Source organism: Streptomyces sp. NPDC019224, from assembly GCF_040632605.1.
Classification (GTDB): Bacteria; Actinomycetota; Actinomycetes; order Streptomycetales; family Streptomycetaceae; genus Streptomyces.
This window is the reverse complement of record NZ_JBEYCF010000031.1, coordinates 1-17,289: the sequence shown is the minus strand read 5'-3', so window position 1 is coordinate 17,289 and position 17,289 is coordinate 1. Positions and strand designations below refer to the sequence as shown.

At 72.8% G+C, this 17,289-nt stretch carries 15 protein-coding genes; 6 read left to right on the top strand and 9 right to left on the bottom strand.

All coding sequences use genetic code 11. The features are described 5' to 3' along the window. Positions 1-137: 137 nt before the first annotated feature. The 4 genes from ABZ564_RS20410 (at position 138) to ABZ564_RS20395 (ending at position 5,289) form a co-directional block, all read left to right on the top strand. Positions 138-1,439, top strand: a complete 1,302-nt coding sequence (locus tag ABZ564_RS20410; RefSeq protein WP_360858136.1) for an MFS transporter — start codon at positions 138-140, stop codon at positions 1,437-1,439. Positions 1,440-1,475: 36 nt separating this feature from the next. Beyond that, positions 1,476-3,188, top strand: a complete 1,713-nt coding sequence (locus ABZ564_RS20405; RefSeq protein WP_360858133.1) for an aldehyde dehydrogenase family protein — start codon at positions 1,476-1,478, stop codon at positions 3,186-3,188. 113 nt (positions 3,189-3,301) lie between these two features. Continuing rightward, positions 3,302-4,792, top strand: coding sequence for an AlkA N-terminal domain-containing protein (locus tag ABZ564_RS20400; RefSeq protein ID WP_360858130.1), 1,491 nt, complete (start codon positions 3,302-3,304; stop codon positions 4,790-4,792). Beyond that, on the top strand, positions 4,789-5,289 hold the full coding sequence (locus tag ABZ564_RS20395; RefSeq protein ID WP_360858127.1) for a methylated-DNA--[protein]-cysteine S-methyltransferase: 501 nt from the start codon (positions 4,789-4,791) through the stop codon (positions 5,287-5,289). The genes ABZ564_RS20400 and ABZ564_RS20395 overlap by 4 nt, the downstream gene beginning before the upstream one ends. 70 nt (positions 5,290-5,359) lie before the next feature. Here the strand turns inward: ABZ564_RS20395 and ABZ564_RS20390 are convergent, their stop codons facing one another. From ABZ564_RS20390 to ABZ564_RS20360, 7 genes are all read right to left on the bottom strand, one after another. After that, complete coding sequence (locus ABZ564_RS20390; RefSeq protein WP_360858124.1) at positions 5,360-5,944, bottom strand: TMEM165/GDT1 family protein; 585 nt, start codon at positions 5,942-5,944, stop codon at positions 5,360-5,362. A gap of 352 nt (positions 5,945-6,296) precedes the next feature. Further along, positions 6,297-7,295, bottom strand: a complete 999-nt coding sequence (locus ABZ564_RS20385; protein WP_360858121.1) for an ester cyclase — start codon at positions 7,293-7,295, stop codon at positions 6,297-6,299. Between the two features lie 330 nt (positions 7,296-7,625). Next, complete coding sequence (locus ABZ564_RS20380; RefSeq protein WP_360858118.1) at positions 7,626-8,411, bottom strand: aldolase/citrate lyase family protein; 786 nt, start codon at positions 8,409-8,411, stop codon at positions 7,626-7,628. After that, complete coding sequence (locus ABZ564_RS20375; RefSeq protein WP_360858115.1) at positions 8,408-9,181, bottom strand: SDR family oxidoreductase; 774 nt, start codon at positions 9,179-9,181, stop codon at positions 8,408-8,410. The genes ABZ564_RS20380 and ABZ564_RS20375 overlap by 4 nt, the downstream gene beginning before the upstream one ends. Next, entirely contained in the window at positions 9,178-10,488 is a 1,311-nt protein-coding gene (gene hisD / locus ABZ564_RS20370) for a histidinol dehydrogenase (protein ID WP_360858112.1), read from the bottom strand. The genes ABZ564_RS20375 and hisD (ABZ564_RS20370) overlap by 4 nt, the downstream gene beginning before the upstream one ends. Positions 10,489-10,536: 48 nt before the next feature. Beyond that, entirely contained in the window at positions 10,537-11,274 is a 738-nt protein-coding gene (locus ABZ564_RS20365; RefSeq protein WP_360858110.1) for an alpha/beta fold hydrolase, read from the bottom strand. A gap of 5 nt (positions 11,275-11,279) precedes the next feature. After that, positions 11,280-12,419, bottom strand: coding sequence for a cupin domain-containing protein (locus tag ABZ564_RS20360; protein ID WP_360858107.1), 1,140 nt, complete (start codon positions 12,417-12,419; stop codon positions 11,280-11,282). A gap of 262 nt (positions 12,420-12,681) precedes the next feature. On the opposite strand from ABZ564_RS20360, the gene ABZ564_RS20355 reads away from it, so the two are divergent. Then, positions 12,682-13,680, top strand: a complete 999-nt coding sequence (locus tag ABZ564_RS20355) for a LacI family DNA-binding transcriptional regulator (RefSeq protein WP_360858104.1) — start codon at positions 12,682-12,684, stop codon at positions 13,678-13,680. Between the two features lie 81 nt (positions 13,681-13,761). On the opposite strand, the gene hisD (ABZ564_RS20350) is transcribed toward ABZ564_RS20355, so the two are convergent. Continuing rightward, positions 13,762-15,123 (bottom strand): histidinol dehydrogenase, encoded by a 1,362-nt coding sequence (hisD, locus tag ABZ564_RS20350; RefSeq protein ID WP_360858101.1) that lies wholly within the window; start codon positions 15,121-15,123, stop codon positions 13,762-13,764. 89 nt (positions 15,124-15,212) lie between these two features. Beyond that, the gene (locus ABZ564_RS20345) at positions 15,213-16,124 is read right to left on the bottom strand and encodes a LysR family transcriptional regulator (protein ID WP_360858098.1); all 912 of its coding nucleotides are present in this window, start codon (positions 16,122-16,124) and stop codon (positions 15,213-15,215) included. A gap of 236 nt (positions 16,125-16,360) precedes the next feature. On the opposite strand from ABZ564_RS20345, the gene ABZ564_RS20340 reads away from it, so the two are divergent. Continuing rightward, positions 16,361-17,236 carry a carbon-nitrogen hydrolase family protein gene (locus ABZ564_RS20340; RefSeq protein ID WP_360858095.1) on the top strand — a complete coding sequence of 292 codons (876 nt, stop codon included), beginning with the start codon at positions 16,361-16,363 and terminating at the stop codon, positions 17,234-17,236. Positions 17,237-17,289: the final 53 nt, after the last annotated feature.

Sequence of the window (17,289 nt, the reverse complement as noted above, 5' to 3'; positions counted from 1 at the left end):
AGCCGGCCCGCGCCCTTCACAGCCGGCCCGCGCCCTTCACAGCCGGCCCGCGCCCTTTACGGCCACCCCGCGCCCTTCACGGCCGCCCCGCGCCCTTCACGGCCGCACCCCGCCGACCCTGCTCCTCAGGAGATCCCATGACCGCGGCACCGATCGAACGGCCCCCACACCCCACCCACACGGGGGAACCCGCCGGCACCCCCACCCGGGCCTGGACGGTGACCGTGCTCCTCGTGGTCTTCATGATGGTCAACTTCGCCGACAAGTCCGTGCTCGGCCTGGCCGCCGACGAGATCCGCGCGGACCTGCACCTGAGCGCCACTCAGTTCGGCCTCGTCAACGGCGCGTTCTTCCTGCTCTTCTCCGTCGCCGCCGTGGTGGTCGGCCTCGCCGCCGACCGGGTCTCGCCCAAGATCCTGCTGCTGCTCATGGCCCTGCTGTGGTCCGTGGCCCAGGTGCCCGCCGCGATCGGCGGCGGCCTCGCCGTCCTCGTCGCCTCCCGGGTCTTCCTCGGCGCGGCGGAGGGCCCGGCCTTCCCGGTGGCGCAGCAGGCCACGCTCGCCTGGTTCCCCAACGACCGGCGCAACCTGCCGGGCGCCCTGATCACGCTCGGCGTCACGCTCGGCGTGATCACCTCCGCACCCGGCCTGTCCTGGCTGATCCAGCACCACGGCTGGCGCACGGCCCTGTGGGTGCTGGCGGCGATCGGCCTGGTGTGGGCCGCGGTCTGGACGGCACTGGGCGCCGACGGCGGCCACCGCGTCGAGACCGCCCGTACGCCCGTACGCGAACAGGCCCCGGCCGACCGGGTCCCGTACCGCGAAATCCTCACCAGCCGCACCTGGATCGGGGCCACCTTCGCCTACTTCACCAGCTACTGGACCGTCGCCCTCATGCTGGTCTGGCTGCCGTCCTACCTGCGCAACGCGCTCGGCTACACGGCCGGCGAGGCGGGCACCGTCGTCGTCGCCCCCTGGACCATCGGCGCCGTCGTCCTGCTCGCCCAGGCCGGCGTCACGGGGCGGCTGATGCGACGCGGCGTCAGCAGCCGCCGCGCCCGCGGCTGGGTCGGCGGCGCGCTGCTCGCGCTCGGCGCCCTGTGCTGCCTGGCCGTCCCGCTCGCGGACGGCTCCACGGCCAAGACCGTGCTGATCGCCCTCGGCTTCGGCTTCGGCGGTTCGTACGCGGCCGTCGCGGCCACCACCATCAGCGAACTCGCCCCGCCCACCCGGCGCGGCGGCGCCCTGGGCGTCATGAACGCGCTGGTCACCATGGCCGGACTCGCCGCCCCGGCCGTCGTGGGCGCCCTGGTCGACGCCCAGGGCACGGACGGCTACCAGAACGCCGTCGTGCTCTCCGGTCTTCTCCTCGTCCTCGGGTCTGCGGCATCCTTCTGGTTCATCGACCCGGCCCGCGACGCGGCCCGCCCGACCCCCTGACCTCCCCCCACCGGAACCCTCCCAAGGAGCCCGCCCGTGAGCGCAGCCCCCGCACTCGACACCAGCTCGCTCGACCTCGCCGTCTCCGGCCTGCGCGAACACGCCGGCAGCTGGACCGCCACCCCGCCGGCGGAACGCGTCCGGCTGCTGGAGCGGATGCTCCCCCGCATCGCCGAAGCCGCGCCCGCCATGGTCGCCGACGCGGCCGCCGCCAAGGGGTACGAAGCCGACTCGGCCTGGGCCGCCGAGGACTGGGTCACCGCCCCCTGGGCCCTGGCCCAGACGGTGAGCGCCTATCTGCACGTGCTGCGCAGGCTGGCCGCCGGACAGGACCCGGTCGGCCCCGAGGCCGTCCGCGACCACGACGGCCGCGTCCTCGTCGACGTCTTCCCCGCCACCGCGGCGGACCGCCTCCTGCTCAACGGGTTCACCGCCGAGGTCTGGACGCTCCCCGGCACCACGCGCCGGGAGGCGCTGGCCGACGCGGCGGGGGAGTACCGGGGCCGCCCCGGCCGCCCGGCCGTCGCCCTGGTCCTGGGCGCCGGGAACGTCCCCGCGATCACCCCGCTCGACATCCTGCACAAGCTCTACGCGGAGGGCGAGGTCGTCCTCGCCAAGATGAACCCCGTCAACGCCTACCTCCGCCCGCACTTCGAGGAGGTGTTCGCCGAGTTCATCGAGCGGGGCTGGGTGCGCTTCGTGGACGGCGGAGCCGAGACCGGCGCCTACCTCACCACCCACGACGGCATCGACAGCATCCACGTCACCGGCAGCGAACGCACCCACGACGCCATCGTCTGGGGCACCGACGAGCAGGCCGAGCGGCGCAGGAACGAGGACACCTCGCTCAACGACAAGCCGTTCACCAGCGAACTGGGCGGCGTCAGCCCCTGCATCGTGACCCCCGGCCCGTGGAGCGCGGCCGACTTCCGCTTCCAGGCCGAGCACATCGTCACCAGCAAGATGAACAACTCCGGCCACAACTGCGTCGCCAGCCAGATCCTCGTCGTACCCCGCGACTGGGACGGCACCGAGCGGCTGCTCGCCGAGATCCGCCGGGTGCTGCGCGAACTGCCGCCCCGCGCCGACTACTACCCGGGCGCCGCCGACCGCCTCGACGCGGTCGTCCGCTCCCACCCGGACGCCGAGACCCACGGCGAGGGGGCCTGCCGCCTCCTGGTGCCGGACATCACGGACGAGGGCGACCCGATGCTGGACACCGAGGTGTTCGCCAGCGCCCTCGGAGTCGTACGCCTGCCGGGCGCCGACGCCCCGCAGTTCCTGCGCGCCGCAACGGAGTTCGCCAACGACCGGCTCCCCGGCACACTCGGTGCGACCCTGCTGGTCCACCCCCGCACCGAACGCGCCCACCGCCGCGCGGTCGACGAGGCGGTCGCCGGGCTGCGCTACGGCACCCTCGGCGTCAACTGCTGGTCGGCGTTCGGCTTCCTGCTCGGCTACACCCCGTGGGGCGCCTTCCCCGGGCACACCCGGCAGGACATCGGCAGCGGCATCGGCTTCGTGCACAACGCGTTCATGCTGGAGCACGTGGAGAAGACGGTCGTACGCGCCCCCTTCGCACCCGCCCCGCGCGGCCTGTTCACCGGCTCGCCGTCCCTGTCCCCGCGCCCTCCGTACTACGTCACCAACCGCACCGGCCGTACGACCATGGAACGGCTCACCGCCTACACCGCCGACCCCAGGGCGACCCGGCTGCCCGGCATCTTCGCCTCCGCCCTGCGCGGCTGAGCCGGAGCCGGCGAAGCCACGCCGGATACATGGCGTCGGGCAGCCCCAGGCAGCCCGACGCCCATGTCGGATTTCCGCCAGCCCGAGCCCCGCCCGTGGCCCATCCTTGAACCATGCACACCGACACCGAGCGCTGCGTCCGGGCGGTCCGGTCCAAGGACGCCCGCTTCGACGGCTGGTTCTTCACCGCCGTCCTGACCACCCGGATCTACTGCCGCCCGAGCTGCCCCGTCGTGCCGCCCAAGGCCGAGAACATGACGTTCTACCCGAGCGCGGCGGCCTGCCAGCAGGCCGGGTTCCGGGCCTGCAAGCGGTGCCGGCCCGACACCAGCCCCGGCTCGCCCGAGTGGAACGCGCGCGCCGACTCGGTGGCCCGCGCGATGCGCCTCATCCGGGACGGGGTCATCGACCGCGAAGGCGTACCCGGCCTCGCCGCCCGCCTCGGATACTCACCCCGGCAGATCGAACGCCAGCTGCTCGCCGAGCTGGGCGCCGGACCGCTCGCCCTGGCCCGTGCCCAGCGCGCCCAGACCGCGCGCGTGCTGATCGAGACCACCGCGCTGCCCATGACCGAGGTGGCCTTCGCGGCCGGGTTCTCCTCCGTCCGCACCTTCAACGACACCGTCCGCGAGGTCTTCGCCCTGGCCCCCGGCGAACTGCGCACCCGGGCCGCCCGCAGCGCACCGGCACCCGCCACCCCCGGCGTCATCGCGCTGCGCCTGCCGTACCGTGCCCCGCTCAACCCCGGCAACCTCTTCGGCCACCTCGCCGCCACCGCCGTCCCCGGCGTCGAGGAGTGGCGCGACGGGGCCTACCGGCGCACCCTCGCCCTGCCGCACGGCCACGGCATCGTCGCGCTCACCCCGCGCCCCGACCACATCGCCTGCCGGCTCTCCCTCACCGACCCGCGCGACCTGACCCTCGCCATCAGCCGGTGCCGCCGGCTGCTCGACCTCGACGCCGACCCGGTCGCCGTCGACGAGCAGCTGCGCGCCGACCCGCTGCTCGCCCCGCTGGTCGACGCGGCACCGGGCCGCCGGGTGCCGCGGACCGTCGACGGCGCGGAGTTCGCCGTCCGGGCCGTGCTCGGCCAGCAGGTGTCCACCGCCGCCGCCCGCACCCATGCCGCCCGCCTGGTCACCGCCCACGGCACCCCGGTCGACGACCCGGAGGGCGGGCTCACCCACCTCTTCCCCGACCCGGAGGCGCTGGCCGGCCTCGACCCCGAGCGGCTGGCCCTGCCGCGCAGCCGCCGCCGCACGCTCACCACCCTCGTCCACGCCCTGGCGGACGGCTCGCTGCGCCTCGGCCCCGACTCCGAGTGGGAACGGGCCCGGACCGAACTGGCCGCGCTGCCGGGCTTCGGCCCCTGGACCGTCGAGGTCATCGCCATGCGCGCCCTCGGCGACCCGGACGCCTTCCTCCCGACCGACCTCGGCATCCGCAGGGCCGCCCAGCACCTCGGCCTGCCCGTCACCCCGGCCGCCCTCACCGCCCGCGCGGCCGGCTGGCGCCCCTGGCGGGCGTACGCCGTCCAGTACCTCTGGACGGTCGACGACCATCCCATCAACCACCTCCCCCAAGCCGAAGGAAGCACCCCGTGACCCGGCAGCACACCGTCACCGACAGCCCCTACGGCCCGCTGACCCTCGTCGCCACCGACGGCGTCCTCGCCGGCCTCTACATGACCGGCCAGCGCCACCGGCCCCCCGAGGAGACCTTCGGAGAGCCCGACCCGCGCCCCTTCACCGAGGCGATCCGCCAGCTCGACGCCTACTTCGCCGGCGAACTGCGCGACTTCGACCTGCCGTTGCGTCTGGAGGGCACCCCGTTCCAGCGCAGCGTCTGGGAGCAGCTGCGGCTCATCCCGTACGGCGAGACCCGCTCGTACGGGGAACTCGCCGAGAACCTCGGCAAGCCCGGCGCCTCCCGGGCGGTGGGCCTGGCCAACGGCAAGAACCCGGTCGGCATCATCGTGCCCTGCCACCGGGTGATCGGGGCATCGGGCGGCCTCACCGGCTACGGCGGCGGCCTGGACCGCAAACAGCGCCTGCTGGCGTTCGAGAACGGTACGGAGCAGAGCGCGCCGGCGCTGTTCTGACGGATACGGCGAAGGGGCCCCGCACGAGCGTGTGCGGGGCCCCTTCGCCGTGGACCGTCCGTCCGGTGGGTCAGCCGGTGAAGATCTCGATCACCGTCCAGACCGCCAGGCCCAGCATGCACAGCCCGCCGATCCGCTGCACGGTCTTCAGCGGTACGCGCTTCGCGATGAACCGGCCGGCCAGCAGCGCCAGCGCCGACACGGACATCAGGGCGGCGGCGGAGCCGATCGCCGTGGACCAGGTGCCGTTGCTCGCCGCCAGGTTGGCGGTCGTGATCTGCGTGAGGTCGCCCCACTCGCTGATGAACACCGCCATGAACGCCGTCGAGTACACCGGCCAGAACCCGGTCACCGTCTTCGGGCCCGCCTCGTCGTCCTCGTCGTCCCCGCCCCCGCGCAGCAGCATGAAGGCGCCGAAGGCGAAGAGGAGGGCCGAGACGAGCTTGACGATCCAGTCGGGCAGCAGACCGAGCAGCCCGCCGGCGCCCACCGCGATGGCGACGTGCACGATGAACGCGGACGAGGTGCCGAACCAGACGTAGAGCGGGCGCATGCGCGTGCCCATGGCGAGCGACGCGAACATCGTCTTGTCCGGGAGTTCGGCGAGGAAGATCAGCCCGAAAGCGGTGATGATCGCCAGGGGGTCGAGATGCATTCCGGGTGGCTTTCTGTTACGAGCCGGGCCCGGGATCTCCGCGAAGTGCCGCTCGGGCGTTTCGGAGGACCACTCGGCCCGGCATGACGGCACCGCCCACGGGGCGTGGGTGTGTCATACCTGACCGAAGGTCTCGCCCGCCCGTGACACTCCACGAGCCCGGCCACCGGGAACCCGGAGGCTCCAGTATGTCGACGACCGGTTTGCAGGGCTACTCCCCTTCGCAGCCGTCCATATTACCGCATGGCCGCGGGGGAGCGTCGCGGGTCCCGTACGCGACCGGGCCCGTGCGGGGCCCCGTCCGCACGCGGCGGGCATCGCCGCTGCGGGACGGAGGCCCGTGCACGGAACCTCAGTAGATGTTGGCCTCCACCTCGGGGCCGTCCGCGCGCGCGGCGTTGATCTGCGCCCGCAGCGAGATCTCGTCGTAGACGCGCACCTCCTTGACGATGCGGCCCTCCTGGATCAGGAACTGCGATACGCCCAGCACCGTCACCGGCCGGCCGGTGAGCGGGCCGAAGGCGGGGACACCGCGGTAGGTGCCGTGCATGGTCCACAGGACGGCCACGCGCAGCCCCGCGTAGCGCGGGGAGTGGTTCGTCTGGATGTCACGGACGGCGAACCGGGCGTCGGGGAAGGGGCCGACCATGGCGAGCAGGTCGCTCTGGTAGCGCTCGGGGCGGATGACCGTCCGGTCGCCGATCGTGTGGAGGAACAGGTCGCGGTCCATGTAGTCGTGGACCTTGTTGAGCTGGCGCTGCGTCCAGACCTCGTCGATGAACCGCAGGACCATCTCGCACTCGGGGCGGAACTCGTCCGGGCGGGCGCCGCTGACGCCCTCCAGCAGGACGTCCCGCGGCGGTTCCTCCAGCATGGAGCCGCTGTACCCCTGGAAGGTCAGCTTGCTCGCCGCCTCGTCCGGGTCCTGGCCACTCTGCAGGCAGTCGGCCAGGTCGTCGCGCACGACCCACTCCTCGACCATCCGGCCGCGCCGGTACAGGCAGTTGGCCACCGTGCGCTTGCGGATGCGGATGTTGCGGCCGTCCACCAGGTGCTCGTCGGCGGAGAAGACCAGGTGGCTGCTGAGGAACGCGTCGTCCCCGCGCGCCTCCCACACCACGTCCTCGGCCTGACCGATGTGGCCCGGGGCGCTGCCCATGCGGATCGTGCTGCCCTCGATGACCCCGTCACGGCCGACGACGGTGCCGAGGCTGGTGTGCACGATGGAGTCGGGTTCGTAGTTGTCGACGATGTGCGCGATGTCGCGGTCGACCCAGATACGGTCGGTCACCTCGCGGATGAAGTCGTCCGGGTCCTTGTAGGGGAGGTACGCGACGGGGTCCAGGGTCATGGTGCTTCCGTTCCAGTGTGTGAATGCGTATGTAGAGGGATGTCAGGAGAGTAATCGCCCAGGGTGCGTCCCGGGTGGCTGGGGTGCGGCTTCCGGCCGCCGCGCAGCCATCATGGCGATGGGCTCGGAGTATGCCGTTCCACTCGTCCGTGTCGATCCTTGTCGAGGGGAGACGGGTCGGCGGCGGGAGTGGCGGCCGCTGCGGCGGACGCGGCCGCCCCGATGACACGGGAAGAGTAGTGCATACGTATGAACTTTTGGTGGCTCCGAAGGGTCGCGACGGGGCCCCGTCGCCCGGGCGGCGGCCCCCTCGCGGGTTGCCGCGACCTGTCAGGTGAAGTCCTGCGCGGCCCCTGTCGCCCGGGGCGCGGCAAGTGAGCGGAAGGTGTCCATCAGGACGTGGGTCATGTTGAAGAGGATCAACTGGTCCCCACGGCTTTCGGCGGCCACCCCGGCCTCGAGGCCCGGCACGATCGTCATCACCGCGCACTTCTCGGCCCGGGCGGCGTCATGGACCCGGGCGATCAGGCCGTCGACCGTCGCGGGCTCCGGGAAGCCGCAGTCGGCGGCGAGGTCGGCGGGGCCCACCAGGACCGCGTCCACCCCTTCGGTGGCGATGATGGAGTCGGCGGCGTCACAGGCGCGCCGCGTCTCGATCATCGCCACGACCAGGGTCTCGCGGGACGCCGCCACATGGTCCGCGGCCGTGACCGTGCCGAAGCGACCGGCTCGGCTGTAGGTGGCGAAGCCCCGCTCCCCCCACGGCGGATAGTGGCTGACGGAGACCGCCCTCCGGGCGTCCTGCGGACCGTCCACGTGCGGGTGGATCAGCCCGGCGGCACCGAGGTCGAGACAGCGCAGGGCGAACGCCGGCTCGTCCGAGCCCACGCGGACCAGGACGTCGAGCCCGTGCGCCGCCGCGGCCGTCAGATGCTGCTGGAGCAGGGCTGTGTCGGCAGGCCCGTGCTCGCAGTCGATGGCCACGTAGTCCAGGCCCGCGACCCCCGCCATTTCCACGAGCGTCTCCGAGGGGAGCCGTAGCAGGGCCCCCCGCAGCCGCTCGCCGGCCGCCAGGCGCTGCTTCAGGCTGCGCCGTGCCGGGGCGGGTGCCGTCATCGGGCCACCATCCCCGCGGAGAGGTCGATATCGGCCCCGCACAGACCGCGCATGCGCAGCATCGCGCTGACCGCCTCGCCCACCTCGTCCTCGGTGACCATGCGACCCAGGGCGGACCGACCCACGAACGCCTGCTCGGCCTGTGCGTACGTGCTGCCGGTGCGCTCGGCCTCCAGCCGGAAGTTGCGCTCCATCCGCGGCCCGGACACCGGCCCGGGAGAAAGGGAGTTGACGGTCACGCCCAGGGGGCCGACCTCGCCGGCCAGGGTCGTGGTGAGGCCGATGACCGCCATCTTCGACGCGCAGTACGGTGTGCGCCGCAGCAGCGGGCGCTTGCCGGACACCGAGGCGATGTTGATGATGTCGCCGGCGCCCCGCGCGGTCATGGCGGGCAGGAAGGCCCGGCACATCAGGAACACCCCGCGCACGTTCACGTCGAAGACCTCGTCCCAGTCGCGCGGATCGATCTCGGTGAGGGGGGCCACCGGGCCGGCGATGCCGGCGTTGTTGACCAGGATCGAGATCTCCTCGTCGGCCAGGCTCCGGGCGAGTCCGTCGACGTCGTCCGGGCGGGAGACGTCGCAGACGCGGTGCGTGACGCGCGGCCCGAAGCGCGCCGCGGTCTCCTTGAGCACCGTCTCGTCGCGGCCGGTGATCACCACCCGTGCCCCGTCGGCGAGCAGCGCCCCGGTCACGGCCCGGCCCAGGCCGCTGCCGCCGCCGGTGACGAGGGCGGTGCGGCCCTCCAGCGGAGAGGTGCGCCCGGTCATGCGACGTCCTCCTCGTTCCACGGCAGCGTGCCCTTGCCGTACTTGGCGGCCCGGACGTCACCGGAGCGGGCGTGCCCCTCGAAGAGCTCGACCCGGGCGGCCCGGCCGCACACCTCGCCGAGCAGGGCGGAGGAGGCGGTGTCGGTGACCTCCTGGTACGTCACCGTCTTGAGGTACTTGCCGACCCACAGTCCGCCGGTGTAGCGGGCGGCGCCACGGGTGGGCAGGACGTGGTTGGTGCCGATGACCTTGTCGCCGTAGGAGACGCAGGTGCCCTCGCCCAGGAAGAGCGCACCGTAGTCCCGCATCTTCTCCAGTGCCTGGCGCGGCTCCTCGGTCAGCACCTCCACGTGCTCGCTCGCGTAGGAGTCGGCGATCTCGAAGGCCTCGTCGAGGGTGTCGGCGACGACGATCTCACCGTGGTCGCGCCAGGCCGGCGCGGCGAAGTCACGGGTGGGCATGCCGGGCAGCAGACGCTCGATGTGCCGCTCGACCTCGCGGCCCAGCTCCTCGGACGTGGTGACGAGGACGGCGGGGGAGTCGGGGCCGTGCTCCGCCTGCGACAGCAGGTCGACGGCCACCACGAACGGGTCCGCGTGCTCGTCGGCGATCACCAGGATCTCGGTGGGACCGGCGAACAGGTCGATGCCGACCTCACCGAACAACTGCCGCTTGGCCTCGGCCACGTAGGCGTTGCCCGGACCCGCGAGCATCGGGACGCGGCTGATGGTCTCGGTCCCGAGGGCGAGCGCCGCGACGGCCTGGACCCCGCCCAGCAGATAGATCTCGTCGGCGCCCGCCATGTGCATCGCCGCGACCGTCGCGGCGGGGATCTCCCCGCGGATGGGAGGGGTGCACGCCGCGACGCGCGGGACGCCCGCCACCTTGGCGGTCACGACGGTCATGTGCGCGGAGGCGGTCAGCGGGTAGCGGCCACCGGGCACGTAGGCGCCGGCGCCGGAGACGGGGACGTGGCGGTGACCGAGCCGGACACCCGGCAGCGTCTCGATCTCGACGTCGGCGAGCGCGTCCCGCTGGGCCCGGGCGAACGTGCGGACCTGCTGCTGGACGAAGCGGATGTCGTCCAGGACGGTGTCGGGCACCTGGGACACGATCCGCCGGATCTCGTCCGGGTTCAGGCGGAACTCCGCGGGGCTCCAGTCGTCGAACTGCTCGGAGTACCGGCGGACCGCGTCGTCGCCGTGCGCACGGATGTCGTCGAGGATGGCGGCGACGCGTTCGCTGACGTCCGCTCGGGCCGCGGTCACCTGAGCGGCGGCGACGGGGGACTTGAGGTGTCGGGGCATGACGGCTCTCTTCCGGGTGGGCATGGGGGGGGACAGGTCGGGTGGTACTCAGGGGCGGGTGGCGGAGGGCCCCGCGACGGAGGCGGCCGCCACCAGGTCACGCAGTGCGGCCGTCACCGCGCCGGGCTGCTGCCAGGGCAGCAGGTGCCCGGCGTCGGGCAGCAGCGTCAGACGGGCTCCGGGCACGGCGTCGGCGACGCGGCGGTGGAAGGCCGGCGGGCAGAGGGTGTCGCGCGCCCCGGCCAGGACGACGGTGGGGCAGCGGGTCGCCCGCAGCACCTCGGCCGCGTCCGAGCGGGTCGCCTGTGCGGCGAGCTGGGCCCGGGCCGCGTCGGCGCCCACGGAGCGCGCCATCTCGCGGTAGCGTCGCGCCCCCTCGGGGGTGGGACTCCGGTCCGGGAACATGTCCGGCAGCGTCCGTTCGACGACGTCCGGGAACCGGCCGGCCGTGATCAGCTCGTCCAGCTCCCGCCAGGCCGTGTACTGCTCGGGGCGCGGCGCCGCCGCGTTCGTCGCCATGACGCACAGGCCGGCGACGCGTCCGGGCGCCCTGCGGAGCGCCTCGAACCCGACGATGGCACCCAGGCTGAGCCCCACGAGCACGAACGGGCCCTCCACGGCCGCCAGTACGTCCTCGGCGAGCGCGCCGACGTCCGGCCGGCGCAGGGCGACGTGGTGGACGTCATGACCCGCGGGGAAGGCCACCTCGCTCCACAGGTCCGCGTCGCACAGCATCCCGGGGACCACGACGAGGGGCAGCGGGCCCGCGGTGTCCTCGTTCGGCACGCCGGTCACCAGGAGCGCGCGGAACGGGGCAGCAGCGCGTACGGGGCGACGTACCCGTTGTGGTCGATGCCCAGCCCCGCGTCCGCGGCGCTCTTGAGCACTTCCTCGTCCCACTCCAGGCGGACACGGCCGTCACCGGAGTTGACCACCAGCAGGTCGCCCCGCTCGTCACCGACGTTGCGCACGGTGCGCCAGGCGTCCTGCGGCACGGAGATCATGTCGCGGGGACCGAGGCGCACCGAGACGGGATCGGTGCGGTTGAGGGTGACCTCCCACAGGCCGTCCTTCACGATCAGGGTCTGGGTCTCGTGCTGGCGGTGCGTCGAGACGCCCTGCCCGGGTTCGGCGCGCAGCCAGGCGACGTTGTGCCCGTGGGGGTTGAAGACACGCGGCTCCTGGTGCGGGTCCTCGGTCATGCCGTAGCCGATGACGCAGCTCAGCCGGGCGCCTCCGCCGGGCAGCGTGCTGTCGAGGAACGGACGGTCGGAGAAGACCAGCTCGTCCGCCGCGGCGATCCGGCGCTTCATCTCGTCCGGGGTGTAGCTGCGCAGCCGGTCGAGGTGCTCCTGCGCCAGGGGGGTGACGAGCTCGGACTCCGGCGGCACGGTGTCGCCCGCGACGGCGTCGACGAGTGTGTTGTCCGCGGTGAGGTACAGGCCGTGCTTCTGCGCCTCCCGCAGCACCGAGGGGCCCCAGATGATGCCGCCGGTGTCGTCCATGCCGAGCACGGTGAACATCCAGCCGTTGTCCGGGCCCGTGTTGGTGAACCCGCGGAAGATCCAGGTCGGGATGGAGGCGATGTCGCCGGCCCGGAGCAGGAGTTCGCCCTCGGTGCCGTCGGCGCCCCAGCGCAGCAGGTACTCGCCCTCGGTGCAGACGAAGACCTCGGCGGTGTAGTGCAGGTGCAGATTGTTGGTGATGCCGTGCGGCATCGCGGCGGCACCGATGTTGTAGCCGTGCGGCAGCCGGAGGTTCACGTGCTGACCGGCTGCCTGGGAGACCCCCGGCCCGATCATCGCGTAGTTCTCCTTGCGGTCCGACCCGGGGGTGCGGCAGTCGATGAAGGCCTGGTTGCAGGAGACGAAGTCGCTGCGGCGCACGGTACGGCGCGCCAGCTCGCTGGGGGTGACGACGGTCTCGGACATGGCCGCTCCTCATTCGTGTATACGTATGCATACCCATGACATGTGGCGGGCGGCGGGATGTCAAGGGGGGAAGGGTGATTCATTTTTTTCTTTGTTCTGCGCCCGGATTTTTCTTTGTTCTGCGCCCGGAACATGTCCGGCAGCCCGGACCTGGTGGTGTTTCCGGAGCGTTCGGCGGGCGCCCCGGATGCGGGTATGGCATACGTATACTGGTAAGGCGTGCGCCCTCGGACCGGCGCCGATTGCGACGAGGAGAGCGCCCATGGGGATCACCAGTCACGACGTGGCCAGGCTGGCCGGTGTCTCGCAGCCGACGGTCTCCCGCGCCCTGCGCGACGACCCCCGGGTCTCCCCGGCCACCCGGGAGAAGGTCAGACGGGCCGCCGAGGCCCTCGACTACGTGCCGAGCGAGGCCGGACGCACCCTGTCGACGCGTGCCACACGACGGGTCGGCGTGATCGTCACCGACCTGACGAACCCGTTCTACCCACACGTCATCGCCCCGCTTCACGATGAACTGGGGAGCCTCGGCTACCGGATGATGCTGATCACCGAGCGCTCCGACGAGGCGGTCGCCGAGGAGAAGCTCCTCGATCAGTCGATGGACGGCGTCGTCCTCGCCACCGCCACCACCGACTCCCGCCTGCCCGACCAGCTGGAGCGGCGCGGCATGCCCTATGTCTTTCTCAACCGCGACACCGGCCGGGCCGGTGACTTCGCCTCCGTCGTCGACAACGAGGGCGGCGGGCGGCTCGTCGCCCGGGAGCTCGTCGCCCTGGGACACCGGCGCGTCGCCGGCGTCTTCGGCGCTCCGAACACCACGACGGGCCGCGAGCGGGAACTGGGCTTTCGTCTGGCCCTCGCCGAGGCGGGGGTCGGGCTGCCGGAGGCCCGGGTGGTGCGTGGCGCGTTCGAGTACGAGACCGGCTACCGGGCGCTGCCCGCGCTGCTCGCGGCCGACCGGGCGCCGACGGCGGTGTTCTGCGGGAACGACGTCGTCGCCATCGGCGTCCTGAACGCGGCCATGGCAGCGGGCGTCAAGGTACCCGAGGACCTCACCGTGGTCGGCTTCGACGACCTTCCGATGGCCGCGTGGGAGGTGTTCCGGCTGACCACCGTCCGGCACGATCTGCGGGAGCTGTCGCGGCAGGCGGCCCGCCTGCTGGTCCGCCGGATCGCCAAGGACGTGGACCCCGCGGGCGAACGCGTGGTCCTGCCGACGGAGTTCGTCCCCCGGGCCACCCACGCCCGCGCCCGCTGAGCCCTCGCGCCTCCGGCGTGGCCGGCCGCGGACGACCGCCTGCGTGCCGCCGCACCCGTGGCGCGGCGGCACGCAGGAGGGTCAGAGCTGGTCGTGCAGAGCGGCCGGGATGCCGTCGAACGCGCCGGAGGTCCGGCCGATCCGGTCGATGCGGAGCGTCGCGGTGGCGCCGTGGGCCGCCAGTCCCTCGAACGCCGAGATGCGTTCGACGGCGGGGGCCAGGGACACCGTCCCCTCCTTCGACGCGCGCTGGTAGGTCAGCGGCTTCAGGAACCGGGAGACGGAGAGCCCCGCGTTGTAGCGGGCGGTCTTGCCGGTGGGCAGCACGTGGTTGGTGCCGGCGATGCCCTTGTCCGAGTAGGCGACCGTCGACCACGAGCCGATGAACAGCGAACCGTAGTTGGAGAGGTTCTGCAGGTAGTAGTCGTCGTCCTCGGTCTGCACCTCCAGGTGCTCGGGAGCGATGACGTCGGCGACGGCCACCGCGTCGGCCCGGTCGGCCACCACGATGACGGAGCCGAAGTCGCGCCAGGCCGGACCCGCGATGTCGCGCGTGGCCAGGGTCGCCAGCTGGCGCTCCATCTCCGCGATGACGGCCCGCCCCTGCCGCTCGGACGTGGTGATCAGGGCCGCGGGCGAGTTGGGGCCGTGCTCGGCCTGGCCCAGCAGGTCCGCCGCCACCCAGACCGGGTCGGCGCTGTCGTCGGCGATGACGGCGACCTCGGAGGGGCCGGCCAGCAGGTCGATGCCGACCCGGCCGAACAGCTGCCGCTTGGCCTCGGTGACGAACGCGTTGCCCGCTCCGACCAGCATGTCGACCGGGGCCTCGCCGAGCAGGCCGAAGGCCAGGGCGCCGAGCGCCTGGACGCCGCCGAGGGCGAACACGCGGTCGGCACGGGACAGGTAGGCGCCGTACAGCACGGCGGGGTGCGCCCCGTGCTCACCGGAGGGGGGCGTACACGCCAGGACGGTGGGGACACCGGCGGTCTTCGCCACGTTCACCGTCATGAAGGCGCTGGCGAGGAGGGGGAAACGGCCGGCCGGAAGGTACGCGCCGACCCGTGAGACGGGTACGTAGCGCTGGCCGCCGGCCACGCCGGGAGCGACCTCGATCTCGAAGTCCGTCAGGTGCTCGCGCTGCGCGGCGGCGAATCGGTGGGTGCGTTCGTAGCCCATCTCCAGAGCGGTGCGGACGTCCGGCGGGAGGGCGTCGCCCGACTTCTTCAGTTCGGCGGCACCGATCTCCGGGTCGCCCGACCAGCCGTCCAGCTCCTCGGCGTAGGCGCGCACCGCGTCCATGCCCCTGCGCTCGATCTCCGTCAGCATCTGGGAGACGCGCTCGACCACCTTGGGGTCGCGCTGGGCGGGGGGACCGTCCACGGACGGCTTCTTGAGCCACTGGAAAGGCGGAAGGGTCTGTGCTTCGTCGTGCGTGATCTGCATGGCAGGAACGCTAGACGGCACGCTGCCACAGGACTAGAGGGTCTGATCCTGTCGCAACCACAGGGTTTCCCTGTCCCTGAGAGAACGGGTCACAGACCGAGGTCGGTCCGCAGTTCGCGCAGGGTGTCCTCGGCGATCCTGACGAGCTCTCTGGTGGCCCGGGACAGGGGATGCCCCTGCCGTCTGACCAGGGCGATGGTGTCGAAGAGCGGGGGCGCGAAGGGGGCGGTGCGCAGACCGGGCGGAAACGCCGGGCCGGCGACCACCGCCCGACTGGCGATGGTGTCTCCCACCCCCGCGGCCGTGAGCTTCAGTGCGGCCTCGACGTGTTCGAGTTCGATCAGCGGATCGATGCGGACCCCCGCGAGCTGGGCCCGCTCCGCCAGCTGGCGCCGGGTGGGGTCCTGCCACCCGTAATGGGCGTCGTAGAGCACCAGGGGCGCTCCGGCGAAGGCCTCCATGGTCACCGGCGTGCGGGTGCGCTCCTCGCTCGCGCTGACGTAGAGGACCTCGTCGCGCAGGAGAGGCCTCACCACCAGCCCTTCGTCGTCGATCGGCAGTACGACCAGGCCCGCCTCGATGCGTCCGGCGGCCACGGCCGACGCGGTCTCGGCCGAGTTCTGGCCCACCAGCCGCACCCGGACGGACGGATAGCGGGCGTGGAACAGCCGTACGAGATCGGACAGCAGGTAGTAGTCCGCGTTGCGGAGCACGCCGAGCGTGGCGGTCCCGCCGCCCAGCGACCCGAGCGAACGCACCGCCCGGGTGCCGCTCTCGGCGGCCTCCACCGCCTGCTGGGCGAACGGCAGCAGCTCCTGGCCGGCCGAGGTCAGGGTCAGGGTCCGGCTGCCGCGTGCGAACAGCTCGGCGTCCAGCTCCGTCTCGAGCCGGCGCACCAGTTCGGAGGCCGACGCCTGGGCGATGTCCATGGCCCGCGCCGCCGCGGTGAACGACCCGAGCCGCTCCGCCTCGACGAAGGCCCTCAGCTGGTTGAGGGTCATCCGATGCCTGTCCTGTCGAGTCGGTGGTCCGCGTCCGTGTCGCACGGCCGCGACGACCTCGTTCTACCACGGTGCCTTCGGGGGGAGGGCGGCGCGGGGGCGGGTGAAGCCGTCATCGATGTGCTGGTTCTTCCTGTGGATACCGCTGGGATGAGGGGGCTTGTCCCGTGGCCGACGCGGTGATTGGCTCGACCGTGTCCCCCGGATCCCACTCAGCGCGGAAGGCTGACCCAGCGATGACCACCCCCCTGTCGATCGGGCTCGTACAGACGGCCGCCCTGCACCATGCCGCGGATGATCCGGGCGCGTTCGCCGCGGACGTACGCCGCGTGGTCGCGGCGCACCCCGGTGTGCGGCTGCTCGCCTACCCGGAACTGCACCTGTGCGGTCACCGGCCGGACGAGGACCCCGAGGCCGTGATGCGCGCGGCGGCCGAACCCCTGGACGGGCCGCGTGGCACCGCGCTGGCCGCCCTCGCACGCGAACTGGGCATCTGGCTGGTTCCCGGCAGCGTGTACGAGCAGGGCGCGGACGGCCGGATCTACAACACGGCACCCGTCTACGCGCCCACGGGCGAACGGGTCGCGGAGTACCGCAAGATCTTTCCGTGGCGGCCGTACGAGACGACCGCGTCCGGCAGCGCTTTCGTGGTCTTCGACCTGCCGGGCCACGGGCGCGTGGGCCTGACGATCTGCTACGACGCCTGGTTCCCCGAGGTCACCCGCCACTTGGCGTGGCAGGGCGCCGACCTCGTACTGAACCTGGTGCGTACGCCCACCGTGGACCGGGCCCAGGAGGTCGTCCTCGCCCAGGCGAACTCGATCGTGAACCAGGTGTTCATGGCCAGCCTCAACGCGGCGGCGCCGGACGGTGTCGGGCGCAGCGTCGTCGTGGATCCCGAGGGGAACCTGCGTGCCGAGGCCGGGCCGGGCCCGGAGGAGATCCTGACGGACGTACTCGATCTGGGCGAGGCCCGCCGGGTGCGCGCGCGGGGAACCGTAGGTCTCACCCGGGTGTGGGATCCGTTCGAGGCCGGCCGGTCGCCGATCGATCTCCCCCTGTACGCGGGACGGATCGATCCGGAGAGCTGGCGGCGCGGTCCGGAAGGCTGAGCAGCCGGCCGGTGAACGGCGCCCCCGGGCCCCCAGGGCCCCCGGGGCGCCGG